This is a genomic window from Arthrobacter sp. P1_A5, assembly GCF_056406825.1.
The window spans coordinates 1-19260 of sequence record NZ_JBFTZL010000021.1; the positions used below are offsets into that span (position 1 = coordinate 1).

16 protein-coding genes are annotated in these 19260 nt (G+C 68.6%); 4 read left to right on the forward strand and 12 right to left on the reverse strand.

Annotation, left to right across the window (positions count from 1 at the left end; all coding sequences use genetic code 11):
- Window positions 1–1635: acyltransferase family protein (locus AC1D1S_RS06105; RefSeq protein WP_476993972.1), on the reverse strand; the 1635-nt coding region annotated here is incomplete at its 3' end.
- 267 nt (window positions 1636–1902) lie between these two features.
- Here AC1D1S_RS06105 and AC1D1S_RS06110 point away from each other — a divergent pair.
- Window positions 1903–2784 carry a DUF389 domain-containing protein gene (locus AC1D1S_RS06110; RefSeq protein ID WP_243181036.1) on the forward strand — a complete coding sequence of 294 codons (882 nt, stop codon included), beginning with the start codon at window positions 1903–1905 and terminating at the stop codon, window positions 2782–2784.
- Between the two features lie 123 nt (window positions 2785–2907).
- Here the strand turns inward: AC1D1S_RS06110 and AC1D1S_RS06115 are convergent, their stop codons facing one another.
- The 4 genes from AC1D1S_RS06115 to AC1D1S_RS06130 form a co-directional block, all read right to left on the reverse strand.
- A complete protein-coding gene (locus tag AC1D1S_RS06115; protein WP_476944178.1) occupies window positions 2908–4989 on the reverse strand; it encodes an acyltransferase family protein in 2082 nt (693 codons plus the stop codon).
- Between the two features lie 268 nt (window positions 4990–5257).
- Entirely contained in the window at window positions 5258–6868 is a 1611-nt protein-coding gene (groL, locus tag AC1D1S_RS06120) for a chaperonin GroEL (RefSeq protein ID WP_028275746.1), read from the reverse strand.
- 80 nt (window positions 6869–6948) lie between these two features.
- Window positions 6949–7245 carry a co-chaperone GroES gene (groES, locus tag AC1D1S_RS06125; protein WP_028275747.1) on the reverse strand — a complete coding sequence of 99 codons (297 nt, stop codon included), beginning with the start codon at window positions 7243–7245 and terminating at the stop codon, window positions 6949–6951.
- A 733-nt stretch (window positions 7246–7978) separates the two neighbouring features.
- Window positions 7979–8413 (reverse strand): hypothetical protein, encoded by a 435-nt coding sequence (locus tag AC1D1S_RS06130; RefSeq protein ID WP_028275748.1) that lies wholly within the window; start codon window positions 8411–8413, stop codon window positions 7979–7981.
- 66 nt (window positions 8414–8479) lie between these two features.
- On the opposite strand from AC1D1S_RS06130, the gene AC1D1S_RS06135 reads away from it, so the two are divergent.
- Window positions 8480–9703, forward strand: coding sequence for a class I SAM-dependent methyltransferase (locus AC1D1S_RS06135; protein ID WP_476993973.1), 1224 nt, complete (start codon window positions 8480–8482; stop codon window positions 9701–9703).
- A 107-nt stretch (window positions 9704–9810) separates the two neighbouring features.
- Here the strand turns inward: AC1D1S_RS06135 and AC1D1S_RS06140 are convergent, their stop codons facing one another.
- Complete coding sequence (locus tag AC1D1S_RS06140) at window positions 9811–10644, reverse strand: shikimate 5-dehydrogenase (RefSeq protein WP_476943771.1); 834 nt, start codon at window positions 10642–10644, stop codon at window positions 9811–9813.
- Between the two features lie 309 nt (window positions 10645–10953).
- Between AC1D1S_RS06140 and AC1D1S_RS06145 the strand changes: the two genes are divergently transcribed.
- A complete protein-coding gene (locus AC1D1S_RS06145; protein ID WP_028275751.1) occupies window positions 10954–12105 on the forward strand; it encodes a glutamate--cysteine ligase in 1152 nt (383 codons plus the stop codon).
- Window positions 12106–12189: 84 nt separating this feature from the next.
- Here AC1D1S_RS06145 and tsaD read toward each other — a convergent pair whose 3' ends face one another.
- The 6 genes from tsaD to AC1D1S_RS06175 all read right to left on the reverse strand — a co-directional run bounded on the left by tsaD (window position 12190) and on the right by AC1D1S_RS06175 (window position 17707).
- Window positions 12190–13290 (reverse strand): tRNA (adenosine(37)-N6)-threonylcarbamoyltransferase complex transferase subunit TsaD, encoded by a 1101-nt coding sequence (gene tsaD / locus AC1D1S_RS06150; RefSeq protein ID WP_476945773.1) that lies wholly within the window; start codon window positions 13288–13290, stop codon window positions 12190–12192.
- Window positions 13287–13754 (reverse strand): ribosomal protein S18-alanine N-acetyltransferase, encoded by a 468-nt coding sequence (gene rimI / locus AC1D1S_RS06155; protein WP_476945816.1) that lies wholly within the window; start codon window positions 13752–13754, stop codon window positions 13287–13289. Before rimI ends, tsaD begins: the two co-directional genes overlap by 4 nt.
- A gap of 47 nt (window positions 13755–13801) precedes the next feature.
- Complete coding sequence (tsaB, locus tag AC1D1S_RS06160; RefSeq protein ID WP_028275754.1) at window positions 13802–14473, reverse strand: tRNA (adenosine(37)-N6)-threonylcarbamoyltransferase complex dimerization subunit type 1 TsaB; 672 nt, start codon at window positions 14471–14473, stop codon at window positions 13802–13804.
- Window positions 14473–15081, reverse strand: coding sequence for a tRNA (adenosine(37)-N6)-threonylcarbamoyltransferase complex ATPase subunit type 1 TsaE (gene tsaE, locus AC1D1S_RS06165; protein WP_476993974.1), 609 nt, complete (start codon window positions 15079–15081; stop codon window positions 14473–14475). Before tsaE ends, tsaB begins: the two co-directional genes overlap by 1 nt.
- Window positions 15078–16298 (reverse strand): alanine racemase, encoded by a 1221-nt coding sequence (alr, locus tag AC1D1S_RS06170; RefSeq protein WP_476993975.1) that lies wholly within the window; start codon window positions 16296–16298, stop codon window positions 15078–15080. The genes tsaE and alr overlap by 4 nt, the downstream gene beginning before the upstream one ends.
- A gap of 317 nt (window positions 16299–16615) precedes the next feature.
- A complete protein-coding gene (locus AC1D1S_RS06175) occupies window positions 16616–17707 on the reverse strand; it encodes a carbohydrate kinase family protein (RefSeq protein ID WP_243181045.1) in 1092 nt (363 codons plus the stop codon).
- Window positions 17708–17800: 93 nt separating this feature from the next.
- Between AC1D1S_RS06175 and AC1D1S_RS06180 the strand changes: the two genes are divergently transcribed.
- The gene (locus AC1D1S_RS06180) at window positions 17801–19225 is read left to right on the forward strand and encodes a family 4 glycosyl hydrolase (RefSeq protein WP_476993976.1); all 1425 of its coding nucleotides are present in this window, start codon (window positions 17801–17803) and stop codon (window positions 19223–19225) included.
- Window positions 19226–19260: the final 35 nt, after the last annotated feature.

Below are 19260 nucleotides of genomic sequence, written 5' to 3' on the forward strand. Positions count from 1 at the left end.
CTGCGCGCTGGCCCGGTTGAAGGCGTTGCAGTCCGCGTCCCGCTCCGGGGACTCCCCGCCGAAGCGGCAGTTGCCCTTCAGGAGCGTGACAACTTCCCAGCCGTGGCTTTTCGCGATGGGGCCCAGCGCCGCCATGTACTGCTGGGCATGGGAGTCACCGAGCACCACGATCCGTTTGGTGACCTTGTCCGGCTTGTTGTTCTGCAGGCACCCCTGAAGCAGGGGGTCGCTGGGGACGTTGGCGTCCGTGCACAGCCCGTCGATGTCCGCCCACTCGTTCTTCATCGCCGCCGGCGCGGGGATGATCTTGGCTTCCGGCGTGGGCTTGCCGGCGTTTTCCGGTGCCAGGGCGGCCGCGCCGGGGGTCAGTTCCTTGGGCTGGGACGCCGCCTCGGCTTCGTCGGCCAGGAGCTGGCTCTGCCACACGGCGACGGGACCCGCCAGCAGGGCACCACAGGCGGCGATCACGACGGCGGTCCGCCAGGCGCGGCGCTTGGGCCAGTGCCATTCGCGCAGCGGCTTCTCGACGAAGCGGGTGGTGAGCACGGCCAGGACGAGGGACGCGGCAACGATGCACAGCCCCTGGAACAGGTTGGGCGCCGTGATGCCCGCCCCGGCGAGGGCCAGGACCAGCAGCGGCCAGTGCCAGAGGTAGAGCGCGTAGGAGTTATCCCCCAGCGCCACCAGGGGTTTCCAGGTCAGGAAGCGGTCAACCCCGAAGCGGCTGCCGCTTTGACCGGCGGTGATGATCGCGGCGGCGGCCAGCGTGGGCCACAGCGCGATGAATCCGGGGAACGAACGGTCCACGGTCAGCAGGAGCCCGCAGGAGAGCATGGCCACGAGGCCGGCCCAGCCGAGYACGACGCGCAGGACCGTGCCCGGTTTCAGGTACGGCAGGGCGAGGGCAAGGAGCGAGCCGAGCGCGAACTCCCAGAGCCGAGCGCCGGTATCGAAGTAGGCGTGGGCCTGGTTCGTTGCGGTCTGCTGGATCGAGTAGGCCAGGGACACGGCGAAGATGGCGCCGAAGGCCGCGGCCAGCAGGGAGCGGTAACGCAGCAGGACGTGGTCCTGGCCGGTCCGGCGGCGGAGCAGGCGGGAAAGAAGTGCGGTGCCGGCAAAAACGAGCGGCCAGAGCACGAACACCTGGCCCTGGATCGAGAGTGACCAGAAGTGCTGGAGCGGGCTCGCGCCCGAATGGTCCTGGGCGTAGTAGTCCACGGCGCTGTCCGCCAGGAGCCAGTTCTGCCGGTACAGCAGGGAGGCCCAGGCCTGTTCAAGGACGTCGGGCCAGCGGCTTTGCGGCAGGACGGCCCAGGTTCCGGCGAGGACGCCGAGAACCACCACGACGACGGCGGGCAGCAGGCGCTTGAGCAGATGCAGCCAGTGGCTGAGCAGCCGCAGCGGCGCGCCGCTTTCGACTTTCCGCGTGAAGCTAAGTGTCATCAGGAAGGCTGAAATGAGGAGGAAGATGTCCACGCCGCCGGAGACCCGGCCCAGCCACACGTGGTACGTGACCACCATGAGGACCGCGAGGGCGCGAAGGCCCTGGACTTCGGGGCGGTAGCTTGTTTTTCGGGTCGCCGGAGAACCTGCATCCGCCCGTGGCGGGGTAACGGTGGTTCGCTCGTTCGACACAAAGATCCCTTCAGGCCGGTTTCCAAAACATCAATGTTACCGAAACGTAATTTTCTTGGCCAATCACACGGGCCCGGCGGTGTCCTTCACCCGCCTGGCCGGCGGCGCCCCCAGGAGGCCGGCGGCGCCGTCGGCCGCGGGGCGGAAGCTAGGCTGGTAGGAGTCTGAGGAGGCCGCCAAGTGATCGTGCAGGTGCGCATTTGTGTTCCGGGTGAATTGTCCGGAGTTGTTCTCGAAAGTTGTACAAACCACGTCGGAGTCTCGGAAGTGGCGCTCGCGAAGGCCTCTTCCGTCACGCCGCCCGGGGACGTCATCGAGGTCTTGCTGGCCCGGGAATCCGTGGAGGGGCTCGTGGAGAAGCTGCACGCCCTCGATGTCCAGCAGCGGGGATCGATTACGGTCATCGCACCGGACCTTGTGCTCTCGGACCGCGCCGACAAGGCGGAGGCCGAGGCTCCAGGTGAGGGCGCGGACGCCGTGATCTGGGACGAGGTCTCGCGGCAGACCGGCGAGGATTCGCGCCTGACGTGGAGTTTCCTGGCGTTCCTGGTCCTGGCGACCCAGCTGGCGGCCATCGGCATCGTGACGGACTCCACCATTGCGATTGTTGGTGCCATGGCCGTGGGCCCGGAGTTCGGCCCGCTGGCTGCCCTGGCCGTGGCCCTGGTCCGGCGCCAGCGGCGGCTTGGCCGTGACGCGGCTCTGGCCCTCGGCGTTGGTTTTCCCGTCGCGATGCTGGCCGCCGCGCTGACCGCGTGGCTCTCCGTGCCACTCGGGCTGTTCCCCGCGGACGCGCTGGACCACGGTTCAGCAGTTGAATTCATCTACCACCCCGGCCCCTATTCCCTGATCGTCGCCGTCCTCGCCGGGACAGCCGGGATGCTGTCGGTCATCAGCCGGCGCTCGGCGGCGCTGATCGGGGTGTTCATCTCCGTCACCACGGTGCCGGCAGCCGGGTTCGTGGCCGTGGCACTGGTCCTGGGCGAGTACCAGAAGGCAGCCGGCTCCGCCCTGCAGCTTTTCCTGAACCTGGTCGGAATCGTCGTGGCCGCCGTCGGCGTCCTGCTGTTCTACCGGCTGGTGACCAGGCGGCTGGCACCGGACACCGCCCGCCAGCTGCGGCGCAGGGCGGACCGCTCCCAGCACTGACCCACGGGCGCCGCAGGTGCCCGCGACGGCCGGCAGTTCCGGGGCCGTCGGGCTTAGGGGCCCCGGGCCGTGGGGCCTAGGGGCCGGGGACCGTCGGGCCTAGGGGCCCCGGGACAGTCAGGCTTAGGGGCCCCATCCGGTCGCGGCGAGGAGCCTCTCGCTGAACATGGGGGCCATGCTGGCCGCATAGCTCCGGCTGAGGTGGTTGTTGTCCAGGTAGACGTAGGTGTTGCCGACCGCGCCCGGGCATTCCGTGCCGGTGCAGATCAGGTCAGTCATGTCAACGAACGCGACGCCCGGCAGCTTGGCCTCCAGCGCGGCCAAGGGATTCGTTGCCGCAAGGAGGCCCTGCTCGCGCGGCCTGCAGTCCGGCGCGTCGGCACCCTTGGTCGCTACGCACTCTGCCATGTTGAAGGTAAAGCGTGGATTGTCCCGGAGGGCCACGACCTTGATGCCCTCGTCCGTCCAAGCCTTCGCAGTGGCTTCGAAGCCCGGGATCACGGTCTCCTGTGGCGACGACGGCGCCGCCTCAGTGCCCACGATGATGATGGCGTCCGGCGGGTTGTTCTTCACTTCCGACGCGACGGCCGCATTGAAATTGTCGCAATCCGCCGAGACGTGCTGCGGCGTTATGTTGGGTTTGCAGGCACCCTTGAGCATGGCGTAGAGCCGCCAGCCCTTCTCATCGCTGAGGGGAGCAATCGAGCCCAGCCATTGCTGTGCGTGGGAATCCCCGATCACGAGGACCTTTTTCGCTCCGGTGTCGGATTGGTTGTTCTGGAAACAGTCCTTCTGAAGGACCGGGTCCTGCGGCTGCAGGTCACCGGAGCAAGAATTCGGGAGGCTGGCCCAGTCCTGCGGCAGCGTCTGCGGGGTGGGGAGCAGGACGGCGTTCGCGTCGGCCTGGTCCACAAAGCCCGGCGTCAGCGCCAAGGCGCCCGGGTTGTTCTTCGGGGCTTGGGCCAGGACTGCTTCGCTTTCAAGGTGCTGCTGGATCTGAATCCCGGTCAGCGGCACGGCGGCGGTGACCACGGCCACGCCGATGGCCACGAGGGCGCGGCGCCGCCGCAGCTCCGGCCACTGCCACTCACGCCAGGGCTTCTCAATGAAGCGGGTGGTGAGGTAGGCGAGCACCAGTGAAACAGTGACGATGACGGCGCCTGTGATCAGACCAGCCTTTTCCCTGTGCATCACGGCAAGGGCGATGACCAGAACCGGCCAGTGCCACAGGTACAGGGCATACGAAATGTCGCCCAGCCGGACCAGGGGCTTGGAACTCAGGATGCGGTCGACGCCCAGCTTGCTGCCTGACTGCCCGGCTGCGATGACACAGGCGGCCGCCAGGGTGGGCCAGAGCGCCACGAACCCGGGGAAGGAAGCCTGGACGTTGAGCAGGAGGCCACAACTGAGCATGGCGACAATGCCCAGCCAGCCAAGCCCGACCCGCCAGGCCCGCGGAAGCCGCAGGGCAGGAAGGGCCAAAGCCACGAGCGTGCCCAGGGCAAACTCCCACAGCCGGGCCCAGGTGTCGAAGTACGCCTCCGTTTGGCTCGCCTGCGTGAAGACGATCGAGTAGAGCAGCGAAACAACGAAGATCACGGCGAAGATGTAGCACAGCAGCACGCGGTAGCGGAGCCTGAAGCGCTTGGCGGCGACCGCGGCCCCCACAAAAATGAGCGGCCACAGGATAAAGACCTGGCCCTGGATCGAAAGGGACCAGAAATGCTGGAAGGGGCTGGCCTGGCTGTGGTCCGCGGCGTAGTAGTTCGTCGCCTGGGTCTGCAGGAGCCAGTTCTCGGCATAGCCCAGCGAGGCCCAGCCCTGGTTGATGATTTCCATCCACCGGGTCCGGGGCAGGAAGAGGACCGTTGCGGCAAGGATGGCCACCAGGACGGTGACGGCGGCCGGGACGAGGCGCCGGAACAGGTGCAGCCAGTGTTTGATGAGGGCCATGGACCGGCCCTGCTCGTAGCGGCCCACGAACTGCAGCGTCATGAGGAAGGCCGAGATCAGCAGGAAAACGTCCACGCCGCCGGACACCCGGCCCAGCCAGATGTGATAGGTCATGACCATCAGCACAGCGAGGGACCGGAGTCCCTGGATTTCGGGCCTGAAGGTGGATTTTCGGCCGGACTTGGCTGCGGGATCGTGCCCCGCCGCGGCATTCTGCCGGGCAGGCCGGGGCAAGGTTCCTTGCTGTGTCATAGAACTACCCCTCAACCAGATAACCAAAGCCTCCATGTTACCAAAACGTAATTTTGATGGCCAATCGCCACGGCGGCCACTGATCCCCATTGAGGCATGCCAACGTGGGAGTTTCCAGTGAACCCGCGACGCTAGAGCGGCACCTGACGGGTTAACTCTGCCAGAATCACGGCAACTTGCGGCCACGAACACGGCAGAACGGCAGCAGCGACTCGACAGAAAAAGGGACGGCCCGGCAGATGCCGGACCGTCCCCCTGCGGGCAGAGCCTAGTGCTTGTGCCCTGCGTGCTCGTCTTCGTCAGCCGGCTTCTCCACCACGAGGGTTTCTGTGGTGAGGACCAGCGCCGCGATGGAGGCCGCGTTGCGCAGAGCCGCACGCGTCACCTTCACGGGGTCGATCACGCCGGCGGCGATCAGGTCTTCGTATTCGCCGGACTTGGCGTTGAAGCCCTGGTTCACGGCGGATTCGGCGACCTTGGCAACGACGACATAGCCGTCGAAGCCGGCGTTCTGGGCGATCCAGCGCAGCGGCTGGGTCAGGGCGCGGCGGACAATGCCGACGGCGGCAGCCGCGTCACCTTCGAGGGCCTGAACGGCGGGGTCCTCGTCGAGCGCCTTCAGCGCGTGGATGAGGGCGGAGCCGCCGCCGGCCACAATGCCCTCTTCGAGGGCAGCGCGGGTGGAGGACACGGCGTCCTCGATGCGGTGCTTCTTTTCCTTCAGCTCAACCTCGGTGGCAGCGCCGACCTTGATCACGCCGATGCCGCCGGCCAGCTTGGCCAGGCGTTCCTGCAGCTTTTCCTTGTCCCAGTCCGAATCGGTGCGGGTCAGCTCGGCGCGCAGCTGGGCAACACGGGCGGCGACGTCCTCGGCCGAACCGGCGCCGTCGACGATCGTGGTGTTGTCCTTGGTGACCGTGATGCGGCGTGCGGTGCCGAGCACCTCAAGGCCAACGGTGTCCAGGCTCAGGCCCAGCTCCGCGGAGACAACCTGCGCACCGGTGAGGGTCGCGATGTCCTGCAGCATGGCCTTGCGGCGGTCACCGAAGCCCGGCGCCTTGACGGCGACGACGTTCAGCGTGCCGCGGATGCGGTTGACGATCAGCGTGGACAGGGCCTCGCCCTCGACGTCTTCGGCGATGATGAAGAGCGGCTTGGAGCTCTGCAGCGCCTTTTCCAGCAGCGGCAGGAAGTCCTGCACCGAGGAGATCTTGCCCTGGTTGATCAGGATCAGGGCGTCCTCGAGGACGGCCTCCTGGCGTTCCGCGTCAGTGACGAAGTACGGGGACAGGTAGCCCTTGTCGAACTGCATGCCCTCGGTCAGGACCAGCTCGGTCTGCGTGGTGGAGGACTCCTCGATGGTGATCACACCATCCTTGCCGACCTTGCCGAACGCCTCGGCCAGGAGCTCGCCGACCTCGTCGCTCTGGGCGGAGATTGCGGCCACGTTGGCAACCTGCGTGCCTTCAACCGGGCGCGCGTTCTCCAGCAGGCGGGCGGCAACGGCCTCGACCGAAACCTCGATGCCGCGCTTGATTTCGCCCGGTGCGGCGCCTGCCGCTACGTTGCGCAGGCCTTCCTTGACCAGGGCCTGGGCCAGAACGGTGGCGGTGGTGGTGCCGTCGCCGGCAACATCGTTGGTCTTGGTGGCGACCTCCTTGGCAAGCTGCGCGCCAAGGTTCTCGTAGGGGTCGTCCAGCTCGACTTCACGGGCGATGGTCACACCATCGTTGGTGATCGTGGGGGCGCCCCACTTCTTGTCCAGTACGACGTTGCGGCCGCGCGGGCCCAGCGTGACCTTGACGGTGTTGGCGAGCTTATCGATGCCGGCTTCAAGCGACCGGCGGGCAGCGTCGTTAAACGCAAGCTGCTTTGCCATGGTTTTGTCCTTTCAAGACAGAACCCCGCGCAACTGATCCGTTCATTGCGAAGGATCGGCTGCGCGGGGGTCCAAGAGAGTTACTTTACGACGATCGCCAGAACGTCGCGGGCGGAGAGTACGAGGTACTCGGTGCCGCCGGTCTTGACTTCGGTTCCGCCGTACTTGGAGTAGATGACGACGTCGCCGACGGCAACGTCAACGGGAACGCGGTTGCCGTTGTCATCGAAGCGGCCGGGGCCTACTGCAACAACTTCGCCTTCCTGCGGCTTCTCCTGCGCGGAGTCCGGGATAACCAGGCCGGAAGCCGTGGTCTGCTCGGCTTCGAGCGGGCGGACAACAATACGATCCTCAAGAGGCTTAATAGAGACCGACACTCGGACCTCTCCTTTTCGTCAGCAAATTCGTGGACTATGAAGCGGTGATGCCAAGGCGCACAGACCGTCGTCGCGGTGCCGGCAGCGTGCCTGGCGGATCGCGCTTCATGTGTTAGCACCCTCCTAGGGAGAGTGCTAATGACGACTCTATGTAAATGGTTAGCACTCGGTCAAGGCGAGTGCCAGAAATTCGTTCCGGGTGAACATTTCCCCCCGTGGGACATGCCCATTTTTTGCTGCGGCCAGAGGACACTTGGGCCTCATGCTCACTGCCCGCGCTGAGCGATGGACATGCCCAACGGATACGGGCCGCCGGAGCGGAAATATCCAACGTGCGTGGGCTGCCCGGGAGGACATGCCCATTCTTCGTTGCGGCCAGAGGACACTTGGGCATCATGCTCTGTGCCCCTGCTGAGCGATGGACATGCCCAACGACGGCGGGCGGGCCAGAGGGCCATGCCCATTCTTCGTTGCGGCCATAGGACACTTGGGCCTCATGCTCTGTGCCCCTGCTGAGCGATGGACATGCCCAACGAGCGTCGGCTACCCGGGAGGAAATGCCCACTCTTGAAGCTCAGCGGTGGACATACCCAACGGGTGCGGGCTACCGGGGAGGACATGTCCATTCGCGGCGCAGGAGGCTGGGCATGTCCCGTGGCCCGTGGCCGTTGGCACTGCCTGGCGGTGCGGGCGCCTGCCCATTAGCCCGCCCATTCGCGCGCCTACTGGCTGGCTACTGGTCTGCGAGGTCGTCGAAGTCCACGTCCTCGCCGTCGTCTTCGTCCGTGTTCTGGCCCTCGTCATTCCGGTGCCGGAACATCAGCACGGCGCCGGCGGCGGCCAGCAGAATGCCGGCGATGAGGAAGATGATGCCGCCGAGCCGGGCCGCGGCATAGGTCTCGCGGATGGCCCTGGCCTCGTCCGTGGCGTCCTGGACGTTCTTGCCGCCGACGGAATACACGGTGGCGTTGAAGGAATCGAGGAAGAAGATAATCACCAAAAGTGCGACGGACACGACTGCGATCACCGCTCCGGCGATCAGCGCCGGTTTTGCGTAGCGGGCCAGTCCCTGCGGGCGCCGGCGCTCCTGCCCGGCGTCGTCGTTGCCGACCGTGTCCTGCCCGGCCGTGTCCGCTGAGATGCTGTCGCCTGTGCCGCTGTCTTCCATGCCATCAAGCCTAGCCCCCGCCGTCCGGTCACAGCGCGCCCGCGGACCTCAACTACGCTGGATGGCATGACTGACGCACCGCAGGAACATATTGCCCCGATCCTCACCCCCGAGGGCTGGGAGCTGCTGGCGTCGTTGGGCCCGTACCGCGAGGACGAGGCCTTCCGCCTCACGGCGTCGCTGCGCAAGGCCGGCCACTCCCCCGAGCTGGTCTCGGCCRTGCTCACCCAGTCCCGGCTGCGGACCAAGGCCGAGGCCAAATTCGGCGAATTCGCCCGGCAGATGATTTTCACCAAGGCCGGCCTGGAACAGGCCACCCGGCTCACGGTGGCGGCACGGCACGCGCAGCGGTTCGCGGAGGCCGGGATCGGCCACGTCGCGGATCTCGGCTGCGGGCTCGGGGCGGACTCCATGGCCCTGGCATCCCTGGACCTGGTGGTCACCGCCGTGGAAATGGACGAGGCCACAGCCGCCTGCGCCACGATGAACCTGATCCCGTTCCGCAATGCCACGGTGGTCCATTCCGATGCCACGTCGGTGTCGCTCGAGGGGGTCGACGGCGTCTGGCTCGACCCGGCCCGGCGCACGACGTCCACCTCGGGTACCAAACGGATCTGGGATCCGGAGGATTTCTCCCCGCCGCTGTCCTTCGTGGAGTCACTCGCCGGCTCCGGCCGCGCCGTCGGCGTGAAGATGGGACCGGGCATGCCGCACGATTCCGTGCCGGCCGGCTGCGAGGCGCAGTGGGTCTCCGTGGGCGGGGACGTGACCGAGGTGGCCCTGTGGTTCAACGCGGTGCGGCGTCCCGGGGTGCGGCGCGCGGCCCTCGTGCTCGGGCCCCTTGGTTCCGCTGAACTCACCAGCGGCGAGGACTTCGGTGCCGGCCCGGTGGCGCCCGTGGGACCCGTGGAGGGGTACCTGTACGAGCCCGACGGCGCGGTGATCCGCGCCGGCCTGGTGGCCGACGTCGCCCTCCAGCTGGGCGGGCACCTCGTGGACGAGCACATCGCCTACATCTGCGCCCCGGGGCTGCATGACACCCCGTTCGCCAAGGCCTACAGGGTCCTGGAGGTGATGCCGTTCAACGTCAAGGCACTCAAGGCCTGGGTCAAGGATCAAGGCATCGGAGTCCTGGACATCAAGAAGCGCGGTATGGCTGTCACGCCCGAAGAACTGCGCAAGCAACTCCTGCCCGGCGGCAGCGCAAAGCACAAGGACAAGAAAGCAGCCACCCTGGTCCTCACCAGGATCGGCGAGGACCGGGTGGCCGTCTCGGTGGAGCCCGTCTAGCCCGCCAGCGGGACCCCGCCAGCGGGATCCCACCGGCGCAGTGCCCCGCCGCCGGATCTCAGCGAAGCGGCCGGGCAACTGGGCTACAGGGCTAGTGGGCCAGATGGCTACTGGGCCCGCGTGAAGTCCTCGGCTGCCCGGATTTGCTCGTCGGTCGGCCGGACGCCGGTGTACAGCACGAACTGCTCGAGCGCCTGGATCGTGGCGACCTCGGCTCCGGTGATCACGGTCTTGCCGACCGCGCGGCCAGCCTTGATCAGCGGTGTCTCGGCCGGGAGCGCGACGACGTCGAAGACTACCTTGGCGGCGTCGATGGCCTCCTGCGGGAACGGCAGCGCGGCGGCGTCCGGGCCTCCGGCCATCCCGATGGGGGTGACGTTGATGAGCATGTCCGCCGTGCCGGTACCGGACGCCGCAGAACCAAGGTCCGGGCGCCAGGCGAAGCCGTACTGTTCGGCCAGGGCGCGGCCGGGGCCCTCGTTGCGGGCCACGACGGTCACGTCCTTGAACCCGGCATCCCGCAGCGCGGCCACGGTGGCCTTAGCCATGCCGCCGGCGCCCAGGACCAGCACCGAGTAGTCCGTGGGGACTGCATTGCTCTGCAGGAGCTGCTCAATTGCGGTGTAGTCGGTGTTGTACGCCGTGAGCCGGCCTCCGTCGTTGACGATGGTGTTGACCGAGTCGATGGCCTTCGCCGACGGGTCCATGACGTCAACGAGGGCGATCACGTCCTCCTTGTAAGGCATGGACACGGCGCAGCCGCGGATGCCGAGGCCGCGCACCCCGGCGATCGCCTGGGCGAGGTCGGTGGGGGCAAAGGCCTTGTAGATCCAGTTCAGGCCCAGCTGTTCGTACAGGTGGTTGTGGAAGCGCGTCCCGTTGTTGCTGGGCCGGGCCGAGAGCGAGATACACAGGGTCATGTCTTTGTTCAGAATGGGCACAGCTCCATTAAACGCCAGGATCGCTCCGGCTACCCGCAGCCCAACGCGCAACCGCGCGCGCCGTCGCTGACCAGCGATGTTGTGAATACACTCACGCACCAGCGGCAACTTTGACACCGTCCCGGGGCCGCCCCTGCACTAGACTTGGACCACCCGTAGCCCTGCCGGCCGCCCGGCCGGCGCACTGGTGTGTGGGAAATTGCACGTGACACCGCCGGTGCCATGTCCAGAGGCATGTCCGAGGATGTTTGCCAGCGCATTTCCCCGCCAGGACCACGGCCAGCGACAGCAGAACAGTGAAGGGACCACATGAAGATCGAGTTCGCTTCATCAAGGCAGTCGACTCTTGGCGTGGAATGGGAGCTGGCGCTCGTCGACGCCGAGACCGGTGAGCTGGCCTCCGTGGCGAACCAGGTGCTGCGCGGCGTCGCGGCCCGGCATCCCGAACTCAATGAGGACGACGAGCACCCGCACATCAAGCAGGAGCTGCTGCTGAACACCGTGGAGCTCGTCACCGGCATCTGCACCACCGTCGCGGAGGCCAAGGCGGACCTGAGCAGCTCGCTCGCGGCTGTCCGGGACGTGACCGATCCGATGGGCGTGGAGATCTTTTGCGCCGGGAGTCACCCCTTCAGCCCGCCCCAGCTGCAGCCCGTCACGGACAAGGCACGCTACGCCAAGCTCATTGACCGGACCCAGTGGTGGGGCCGGCAGATGGTCATTTACGGCGTCCATGTGCACGTCGGACTGGACAGCCGGGACAAGGTCCTTCCGGTGCTGGACGGCCTGGTCAATTACTTCCCGCATTTCCAGGCGCTCTCCGCGTCCAGCCCGTTTTGGGGCGGCGAGGACACCGGATACGCCTCGCACCGCGCCCTCATGTTCCAGCAGCTGCCCACCGCCGGGCTGCCGTTCCAGTTCGCCAGCTGGGAGGACTACGAGTCCTACGTCCAGGACATGTTCACCACCGGCGTGATTGACACGCTCTCCGAGATCCGGTGGGACATCCGCCCCGTTCCGGCGCTTGGCACCATCGAGATGCGCATTTGCGACGGCCTGGCGACCCTCGAGGACGTCGGGGCGATCGCGGCACTAACGCAGTGCCTCGTCGACGAATTTTCCACCACGCTGGAAAACGGCGGCACCATTCCCACGATGCCCCCGTGGCACGTGCAGGAAAACAAGTGGCGCGCGGCCCGGTATGGCCTGGACGCGATCATCATCCTCGACGCCGACGGCAACGAGCAGCTCGTAACGGAGCACCTGCGCGAGACGCTCAAGCGGCTTGAGCCGGTGGCGGCGAAGCTGGGCTGCAGCGCCGAACTGGCCGACGTCGAGAAGATCATCGAGCGCGGCGCCGGCTACCAGCGGCAGCGCCGGGTCGCCGCCGAGCACGGCGGGGACCTGCGCGCCGTCGTCCTGGACCTGGTCAAGCAGATGCGCCAGGGCCCGGACGCCTAGCTCCGGCGCCCAACAGCCACCACGCAGGCGGCCGGAGCCCCAGGCCGTCCTAGCTTCACGCGGACGAAGCCTCAGGCTGTGGCCTCAGGCGGAGACGGTCGTGACCGGCATTGAGGAATCCGGGGCAAAGCCGATCCCGCTCGGTTGCACGCCGGCCATCACCAGTTGCGCCCCGAGCGCGGCCACCATGGCGCCGTTGTCCGTGCACAGCGGCAACGGCGGCACCGTCAGCCGGATGCCGGCCGCACTGCAGCGTTGTTCGGTGAGCTGGCGCAGCCGCGAGTTGGCGGCGACCCCGCCACCCAGGAGGACCTCCGTGATGCCGTTTTCGCGGCAGGCGAGCACCGCCTTGGCGGTGATGACATCCACCACGGCTTCCTGGAAGGCCGCGGCGATGTCTGCCACGGGCACGTCCTCGCCACGGGCCTCGAACTGCTCCACGCAGCGGGCGACGGCGGTCTTGAGCCCGCTGAAGGACCAGTCGTAGCGGTGCGGTCCGGGTTCCTCGGCGGTCCCCATGTACTTGGGCTGTGTGAGCCCGCGCGGGAACCGGATGGCTTTGGCGTTGCCCGTGCGCGCGAGCTTGTCGATGGCCGGGCCGCCCGGGTAGCCCAGGCCCAGGAGCCGTGCCACCTTGTCATACGCTTCGCCGGCGGCGTCATCGATCGTGGAGCCCAGCAGCTCGACGTCGTCCGTGATGCTCCGGATCCGCAGGATCTCGGTGTGGCCGCCGGAGACCAGGAGCGCGCCCATATTCTCCGGCAGGGCGTGCGGCGTTGTTTGCGGCGACGGCGCGCCGGCGCCCTGCTGCAGGAGCCCGACGCCGACATGCGCCACCAGGTGGTTGATGGCGTAGAGCGGTTTGCCGGTGGCGACGGCGAGCGCCTTGGCCGCGCATACCCCCACCATGAGGGCACCTGCCAGGCCCGGCCCTGAGGTGACGGCGATCGCGTCGATGTCCGCGAGCGTCACTCCCGCCTCCGCGAGGGCCTCCTCGAGGGTGGGGACGAACGCGTCGAGGTGGGCGCGGGAGGCGATCTCGGGGATCACGCCGCCGAAGCGGACGTGTTCGTCCATGGAGGACGAGACGGTGTTCGTCAGCAGGGTGGTCCCCCGGACGATGCCGACACCGGTTTCGTCGCACGAGGACTCAATGCCGAGCACGAGCGGCTGGGTGCGGTTCATGGTCGGCCTGCTTCCGTTGGCTGGGGGCTGAGCGGTTCACGGGGCAGCTGGAGCCGCATGATCAGGGCGTCGACGCCGTCGCGGTAGTAGCGGGGCCGGACGTGGATCTGTTCGAAGCCGAAGCGCAGGTAGAGCTGCTGGGCCCGGGGGTTGTCCGCCCTGACCTCGAGCAGCACGTCCTGGGCGTGCCGGCGCCGGCTTTCCGCGATCAGCTCGGTGAGCAGGGCAGAGCCGATGCCCTTGCCTTCCTGCTCCGGCACCACGGCGATGGTCTGGACGTCCGAGATCGGTTCGATGCACATGAGCCCGGCATAGCCCACGATCCCGCCGTGGACTTCCGCCACGAGGTAGCGGCGGGTATCCACCTGCGCCAGCTCGTCGTGGAACATCTGCAGCGGCCAGGCATCCACGGGAAAGAGCCGGAGTTCCAGGGCGTGGATGGCGGGGACGTCCGCGGCGTCCATGTCCCGCAGGGTGACCCCGCCGGGCAGCCGGACGGCTCGCTCCGCGCTCACAGGGCACGCTTCCGGGGTCCGGGCACCTGGGCGTCGGATTCGCGCAGGTACAGGGGGGTGGAGTCCAGGAGCTGTTCCCCCGCGGAGAGCCGGGCGAGTGCGAACTGGCCGAGCGAGAGGGCCTCCGGCTGGCGGGTGCTGAATTCCGCGACCGCCTTGACGGCGTCGGAGTAGATTCCTGCCCCGGCACCGTAGACGGGCAGATCCGGCAGGTCCGCGGCGAATCCCACGTGCGGGCCGTCCTCCAGATGCGGCAGCTGGGCATCGGAGAGGGTGTACCGGGCCCAGTACACTTCCTTGCGGCGCGCATCGGTGGCGACAATGAACTCCGCTGCCGAGTCGGTGGATTCGGCTACTTCCAGGGCGATCGCGTCCAGGCTCATGACGCCGTACAGCGGCTTGCCCCAGACAAAAGCGAGGGTGCGGGCCGTGACGATCCCGGAGCGCAGCCCCGTGAACGGGCCGGGGCCGACGCCGGTGACGATAGCGTCGACGTCGTGCCCGCTGACTCCGGCCTCAGCCAGGAGCCCGTCGATCCCCGGGGCCAGGACCTCCGCGTGGGTGCGCGTGTCCTCGGTGGCGAAGCTGGCGAGCACGGATTCCGGCGCATCATCGGAGACCAGGGCGGCGCTGGCGACAGCTGAGGTGTCGATGGCGAGGATCAGCATCAGGGATTCCGTTCCGGGGTCTGGGGCGTGGTCCCGGGCAGCGTCGGCGCTTCGGCCCAGCGCGGGCCGAAGCCGCGGATCACGACGGTCCGCGGTTCGTCGTCGTCGTCCGTGTCGAAATCCAGAACGGGACTGGCGCCGGTTTCGGCTGGGGTTTCGGGGGTTTCGGCGGAAGCGGCGGCGCCTCCGAGGGTGCGGTGGAGTTCGACCTCCAGCCGGCTGTCGCTGAGGTGCTCAACCCGGCCGCGGCCCCACTCGACCACCGTCACGGCGCTGTCCATGGTGTTTTCAAGATCGATGTCGTCGATTTCAGCGGCCGACTCCAGCCGGTAGGCGTCCACATGCACCAGGTCCGGTCCGCCCGGCCGGGGTCCTCCGGGCAGGTTGGGGTGGATGCGCACCAGGACAAAGGTCGGCGAGATGATGCCGGCCCGCACTCCCAGGCCCTCCCCCAGCCCCTGCGTGAACGTGGTCTTGCCGGCACCCAGTTCGCCGGTCAGGACCAGCAGATCGCCGGTTTCCAGCACGGCGCCGAGGGCCGCGGCGAGCGCATGCGTCTGCGCCGCCGTGTGGACCTCAAGGCTCCGTTCCCACGCGGGCGCGCTCACGGCCGCTCTTCGCCGGTGGAGGGCTCTTCGTTCAGGTAGCGGCGCGGCACGCGGGGGCTGATCCTGGTGACGATCTCGTAGTTGTTGGTACCGGCGGCCTTGGCCCAGTCATCGGCTGTGGGTCCGCCGTCGGCGCCGTCGCCAAACAGCACTGCCTCGGCGCCGAGGATGCTCGGGCCTCCAGCCGCCACGTGGCGGGGTCCGAGGTCGATCACCATCTGGTCCATCGCAATGCGGCCCACTACCGGATAGTTCACGCCCTCGACCCGGACGGGGCCACCCGTGGCGATGCGCGGCACGCCGTCGGCGTAGCCCAGCGGGATGAGCCCGAGGGTGCTGACGCCGTCCGTGCGGTACTTCAGCCCGTAGGAAACGCCCTGCCCGGCGGGCACGTCCTTGCAGTGCGAGACCACCGTGCGGACCGTCATGGCCGGGCGCAGCCCGAGCTCGGCCGGGCTTTGCCCTTCGAAGGGTGACAGCCCGTACAGGCCCAGCCCCACGCGGACCAGGTCAAAGTGGGTGTCCGGCCGGGAGAGGGTGGCCGGGGTGTTGGCGAGGTGGCGGACCTCGGGGTCCACGCCGGCGTCCTGGGCGACGGCGAGGACCTGGCGGAACGCGGCGAGCTGCTCGTCGGTTTCGGGCCGTTCGGGTTCGTCGGCGACGGCCAGGTGGGAGAAGATCCCCACGACCCGGAGCAGGCCCTGGTCCTGGTGTTCCATGGCTTCGCCGACCAGGCTGTCCCAGGCATCGAGGGTGGCGCCGTTGCGGCCGAGCCCGGTGTCGACCTTCAGGTGGACGCGGGCGGGCCGTTCCTGCTCGCGGGCCGCGGCCACGATCCGGTCCAGTTCCCAGCCCGAGCAGCCGATGTCGATTCCTGCGGCCACTGCGGCGGCGAAGTTGCTGTCCGGGGTGTGCAGCCAGGCCAGCAGCGGCGCCTCAATCCCGGCGGCGCGCAGGGCGAGGGCCTCGGAGATGTGGGCGACGCCAAGCCAGCTGGCCCCCGCGCCGAGGGCCGCGCGGGCCACGTGGACGGCGCCGTGCCCGTAGGCGTCGGCCTTGACCACGGCCATGACCTGCGCGGGTGAGGCCACCGCTGCGATGCGGCGGACGTTGTGCCGGATGGCGTCGAGATCGATTACGGCTGAGCGCTCCTCAGCGTGGGYCGGCACTGCCGCCGAACCGGGCAGGAGATCGCCTGTTGCTGCTTGGTAAGTCACCTAACGATTCTAGGCGCGGCGCTGCGGGCCGAATAATCGGGCGGGCCCGGCCACCGCTGGACATGCCCATTCCTCCCCGCGGGACATGCCCAATCTTCACACCCACGGCCGCGCACAACGGGTCCATGCCCACGCCAAGACCCCACCGCGGGACATGTCCACTGGTGCCAGCCACGAATCCGGCCGGACCCCCACCGCGGGACATGCCCAATCTTCACGCCCAAGCCCGCGCAGAACGGGTCCATGCCCACGCCAAGGCTCCAGCGGAGGACATGCCCACTGGTGCCAGCCACGAAAGCCCAGCCGCGCCCGCCCGTCTACGCGTCGGACTGGTGGGCGATGGTCGCCGTCGCGCGCCGCTGCGCCTCGGGCGGGACGTCGTGCACGATCTCTTCCAGGAAGCGGTAGCGGCGAAGCCATTGGCTGCTTTGCCGTTCCTTCCGGGCGTTGGCCCGCTGCCACCAGTCGGCAATGTCGCCCCAGCCGGGCGCCGCCAGCGAGCCGCCCACCTCCTGGACGGCCAGGGCGGCGCACAGATTGGCGAAGCGGAGACGGTCTCCCAGCGGCCAGCAGGCCAGGGAGCCGACAATGAAGGCCGCACCGAAGCAGTCACCGGCGCCGGTGGGATCGTAGGCCCGGACCGGCAGGGACGGGACCCACTCCTCCTCCCCCGTTTCCGAATCCACGGCCATGGATCCCTGGGCGCCGAGGGTGACCACCGCCACCGGAACCCGGTCCGCAAGCGAGTACAGGGCGGACCAGGGGTCGTCGCAGCCCGTGAAGTTCATGGCCTCGTGCTGGTTCGGCATGAAAGCGTGGAAATACTTCAGGTGGTCCAGCCGGGTCGAGGACCACGCGCCGGTGGGGTCCCAGCCGACATCGCCGAACAGCTGGACGCCGTTCTTGTGCGCGTCGACAGCCCACGGTTCGAGCTCCTCCCCCAGCTCCGCAACGGCTGCGAGCGCCGGCGGCGGGCATCCGACCAGCTCGGTGGAGGTCACCGGCGCCGGGTGCCCGTGCGTCACCATGGACCGGTCCTTCTCCACGCTCAAGGACACGGTGACGGGCGAATGCCAGCCTGGAACACGCCGGGACAGGGACAGGTCCACGTGTTCCTGGGCGGCCAGAATCTTCCAGTTGTAGTCACCGTAGCCGTCATCGCCGAACACGGCGGCAAGACCGGTCCGCAGTCCCAGCCGGGAGGCGGCGATGGCCTGATTGGCGACGCCCCCGGGGCAGCTGCCCATCCCGTCGCTCCAGATTTCCGTGCCGGGCTGCGGCGCGTGGGGCAGYCCGGTGAAGATGATGTCCTGGAACACGGTCCCAGTCAGGAGCAGGTCGAATCCGTCCGCGGCCGGGCTGCGGACGGCAGAGAGCGGATCAAATCTCCGCGCCGGGGTCGCGTCCATATACGGCACATTACGCCGTACCGCCGTCGAGGGATACCAGGGGAAAGCGGGGCCCAAACCGGCGGGAAACAAGACGGGGAATAGACTGTCCGCATGCGGCTCACGATCGCCGGCGGGGGCGGCTTCCGCGTCCCCCTGGTCTACCGGGCGCTCTCTGCCGGGCCTTTCGCAGGGCTGGTGCGGGAGCTGGTGCTCTACGACGTCGACCCCGCCAGGCTGGCGGCCATCGAGGCAGTCCTGGCCTCCCTCGCCCGGCAGGGCCCGCCGGGTTCCGGCCCGCAGATCCGTGCCGTGTCCTCGCTCCCCGAGGCCTTGGACGGCGCCGACATGGTCTTCGCCGCCATCCGGCCCGGCGGCACCGCCGGCCGGACCGCCGACGAGCGGATCGCCCTGGACCTCGGACTCCTGGGCCAGGAAACCACCGGCGCCGGCGGGATCTCCTACGCGCTGCGCTCCATTCCGCCGATGCTGCGGCTCGCCGAGGAAATGCGGAGCCGCTGCCCCGGGGCGTGGCTGCTCAACTTCACCAACCCCGCCGGCATGGTCACGGAAGCCCTGGTCCCCGTGCTCGGCCCCAAGGTGATCGGGATTTGCGACTCCGCCAGCGGCCTGGTGCACCGCGCGGCGCGGGCCGCCGGCGTCGCGCTGCCCGAGGGCACGCTCGACGGCGTGGGCTACTACGGCCTGAACCACCTCGGCTGGCTGTACCGGCTGGAAGCCGGGGCCCGGGACGCCCTCCCGGCACTGCTCGCGAACCCTGCGGCGCTGTCGGAATTCGAGGAAGGCCGGCTGTTCTCCCCCGGGTTGCTGGCCAGCCTTGGGTGCCTGCCGAATGAATATCTTTTCTACTACTACGACACCGTTCGGGCGGTCGCCGGCATGCGCGCCGCAGGTCAGACCCGGGGGGAATCGATCGCCCTGCAGCAGGCCGAGCTCTATCCCCGGCTGGCTGCCGCCGGAGCAGAGGCTTTTGCGCTGTGGGAGGGCGCCCGCAGGTCCCGCGAGGAGGGCTACCTCGCGGAGGCCCGTACCTCGGGCGAACGCCGCGACGAGACCGACCTCGCCGGCGGCGGCTACGAGCGGGTGGCGCTGGCGGCCATGCGCGCCCTCTCCGGCGGCGGCGCGGCGGACCTGATCCTCAACACGCTCAACGCCGTCACCACCGCCGGGTCCGCGGGTCCGGAAGCGGGCAGCGCCGGATCCGGCGCGCAGGTGGTGCCGGCTGTCCCGGGGCTGCCGGCCGACGCCGTCGTCGAAGTTCCGTGCCGGGTGACGCCCGACGGCGCCGGGCCGGTCCCGCAGGACCGTCCGGGACCGGCGCAATTGGAGCTGCTGCGGCGCGTCAAGGACGTCGAACGGCTCGTGGTGGAGGCGGCGACGACCGGCCGGCGGGAGGCGGCCCTCGCCGCGTTCGCCAGGCATCCGCTCGTGGATTCGGATGACCTCGCCGGAAAACTGCTGGCCGGCTATGAAGCAGCGTTCCCGGAACTGGGCCGTCTCTGGCACAGCGGGCCGTAGCTGCCCGTGGGCCTTAACGGCCGGCCAACATCAAC